Source organism: Spirillospora sp. NPDC049652, assembly GCF_040675125.1.
Lineage (GTDB): Bacteria > Actinomycetota > Actinomycetes > Streptosporangiales > Streptosporangiaceae > Spirillospora.
In genome coordinates this window covers 1-2813 of the sequence record NZ_JBFAOF010000922.1, presented here as the reverse complement: position 1 = coordinate 2813, position 2813 = coordinate 1, and the positions used below count along the sequence as shown (strand labels likewise).

Below are 2813 nucleotides of genomic sequence, written 5' to 3'. Positions count from 1 at the left end.
CGCCGACCCCGACGACGTCGCCTCGCTCGCCGCGGCGATCAAGCGCTTCTACGAGCCGGGGGAGCCGGAACGGCTGCGGGCCGCGGTCGAGGCTCCCGACCACGGCCCGCTCTGGGACGTCTATCTCGCCACGCTCACCGGCGCGGCGGGCGTGACCGGCGCCACCGGGACGACCGGCGGCGGCGGCGACGGCACGACCGGCGGCGCGACCGGTGGCGGCGCGGGCGCGGACGAGGCGCCCGGCCCGGCTACGCCAGGTGCGGCTCCAGGATCTTGAGCAGGGCGCGCTTCGGCTTGGCGCCGACGATCTGCTCGGCCACCGCGCCGTCCTTGAACAGCAGCAGGGTGGGCAGGCCGAGCACGCCGAACTGGCTCGGCGTCTTCGGGTTCTGGTCGTAGTCCATCTTCGCGATGGTGATCTTGCCGTCCTGCTCGGCCGCGATGGCGTCCAGGACCGGCGCGATCATCTTGCAGGGGCCGCACCAGTCCGCCCAGAAGTCCACCAGGACCGGGGTCTCGCTCTTGAGGACGAGCTCGTCGAACGTCGCGTCGGTGACGGTGATGGGGGCGCTCATGCTTGCTCCTTGGTGGGGCGGGTGCCCGTCGGCCGCGCACCGGGGGCCGGTGCGCTCGGGGCCCGGTCATCCGCGGCCGGGTCACTCGGGGTCTGGCTGCTCGGGGTCCGTGCATTCGGGGAAAGGCCGGCGGGGGCCGGTTCATTCCCGTCCGGCAGATCTTTCCGGACGCGGCGGCCGAGCAGGAACGCCGAGCCCGCGCCGATCAGGTCGGCGGCCGTCAGCAGCACCCGGGACGCCAGCGCCACCACGATCGGCGCGCCCGTCGCGAGCACCGGCGAGAGCACCAGCACCATGACCGCCTCGCGCGCCCCGAGCCCGCCGGGCGCGAGGAACACCAGCAGCCCGGCCACGAACGCCAGCGAGTACGCGCCGGTCGCCAGGAACGGCAGGCCCGCGCCGGACCCGCCCGCCGCGGCGGACAGCACCCACAGGTGGCCGCCGAACAGCAGCCAGCCGGCGACCGTCCACAGCACCGCGCGCAGCGTCGCGGACAGGCTCACCGGGTGCTCCAGCGGAGGGCGGCGCACGATCCGCAGAGCCAGGTTCAGGCCCCACGCGACGATCTTCGGGTGGAGGCACGCCAGCAGCACCGGGGCCAGCAGGAACAGCCACCAGTAGCGGTCCCGCGCCTCCGGCGACGTCAGGGGCAGCGTCACCGCCGCGACAGCCAGCCCGGACGCCGTGGACGTGGCGATCGCCAGCACCGTCGCGGAGAAGCTCCGCGCCCTCGGCACGTGGTACTCGCGCGCCATCTCGACCTGCGAGACGAGCACCCACACCATGCCGGGGACGTACTTGCCGAGGCCGGAGACGAAGGCGATCCGGTAGGCGGCGGCCACCGGGATCTCCGATCCGAGGCCGCTCAGGAACGTCCGCCAGGCCAGCATCCAGGCCACCAGCCCGGCGTAGCCGAGGGCGAAGGCCCCGAGCAGCGTGTACCAGGACAGCTGCTCGAACGCGCGGACCGTGTCGTCCCACTGCGACGCCAGCGACCACACGCAGAAGCCGAGCGCGAGCAGTATCAGCACGACACGCAGCGCGCGCATGGCGAGGGCCTTGGCAGTCACGTCCCCAGCGTAGGGGACCTCCGCGACCGGACCGGGAGTTCCGCGCCCGGCCTCGCCCGGCCCTGTTCAGCCCTGTTCAGCATCCGGTCAGCCCTGCCCGGACCGGCGGCGCGTGCGGCGCGCGGCGCGCCACGGGCCGGCTTCGTCTATAGGCTGGGGCCGATGAAGATCTCGGATGTGGTGGCCTTCGTCGGGCACCAGGTGCACGTGTGCCGGTACCGCGAGGCGGGGACGCTCCTCGACTGGATGGGCGACGACCTGCGCGGCCGGAAGGTGCTCGACGTCGCGGGCGGCGACGGTTACTGGGCCGGGCAGACCCGCAGGCGCGGCGCCTACGCGGTCTCGATCGACCTCGCGCGCGGGAAGATGGAATACGGCCGGACGCTGGCGCACCCGCCCGCGCTCGTCGAGTGCGACGCGCTGAAGCTGCCGTTCCAGGACGGCTCGTTCGACGCGATCCTGTCGGTCTGCGCGATCGAGCACTTCGACGACGGCGGCACGTCCCTGGACGAGATGGCCCGGGTGCTGAAGCCGGGCGGGCAGGTCTTCATGTCCGCCGACGTGCTCAGCCGCGCCGACGCCTGGCCGAAGCTGCGCGACGCGCACAAGGCCAAGTACCACGTGCAGCACACCTACACGCACGAGTCGCTGGCCAAGCTGATGGACGCGCGCGGCCTCGACCTCGTCCGGCACTCCTACCAGTTCCGGACGGCGGCGGCCGAGCGGCTGTACCTGTCGCTGTCGGCGTACGGCGGCAAGGTCGGCTTCAACGCCGCCGCGCCGCTGGCCCCGCTGGTGGCGGCGGCGGACGCCAAGGCCCCCAACGACCGCGGCAGCATCGTCCTCGTCCAGGCCCGCAAGCGCGCCTGACCGCCGCCCGCCGATGTGGTTCCCCGGTGTGTCAAACGCGGAGGAAACCGTCGGGCGGCCCTCGATCGGCGTAGGCTCGGAGTCCCAAGGGTGATCTACGTCACGGGGGTGGGATCATGCCGAGCGAGGGCCTGCCGAGCGGTGCCCGGCCGCCACGGATCCTGCTGGACGCCACCGCCGTGTCCGCCGACCGGGGCGCGCTGAGCCGCTACCTGGAAGGGCTGCTGCGGGCGCTGCACGGGCTCGGGGCCGACCTGGCGGTCGCCTGCCAGCGGGTGGAGCGCGAGCGGTACGCCGC

The 2813-nt window shown here is 73.8% G+C and carries 3 protein-coding genes and 2 pseudogenes; 3 read left to right on the top strand and 2 right to left on the bottom strand.

The window, feature by feature from the left end; all coding sequences use genetic code 11:
• Nucleotides 1–277, top strand: a pseudogene (locus AB0J52_RS34895) (hypothetical protein); the annotation flags it as partial.
• Here AB0J52_RS34895 and trxA read toward each other — a convergent pair.
• The gene (gene trxA, locus AB0J52_RS34890; RefSeq protein ID WP_500187168.1) at nt 249–575 is read right to left on the bottom strand and encodes a thioredoxin; all 327 of its coding nucleotides are present in this window, start codon (nt 573–575) and stop codon (nt 249–251) included. The pseudogene AB0J52_RS34895 and the gene trxA sit on opposite strands and share 29 nt — an antisense overlap.
• On the bottom strand, nt 572–1645 hold the full coding sequence (locus AB0J52_RS34885; RefSeq protein WP_500187167.1) for a lysylphosphatidylglycerol synthase transmembrane domain-containing protein: 1074 nt from the start codon (nt 1643–1645) through the stop codon (nt 572–574). Before AB0J52_RS34885 ends, trxA begins: the two co-directional genes overlap by 4 nt.
• Before the next feature lie 162 nt (nt 1646–1807).
• On the opposite strand from AB0J52_RS34885, the gene AB0J52_RS34880 reads away from it, so the two are divergent.
• Together AB0J52_RS34880 and AB0J52_RS34875 are read left to right on the top strand one after the other, a co-directional pair.
• Entirely contained in the window at nt 1808–2515 is a 708-nt protein-coding gene (locus AB0J52_RS34880; RefSeq protein ID WP_500187166.1) for a class I SAM-dependent methyltransferase, read from the top strand.
• 116 nt (nt 2516–2631) lie between these two features.
• Nucleotides 2632–2813, top strand: a pseudogene (locus tag AB0J52_RS34875) (hypothetical protein); the annotation flags it as partial.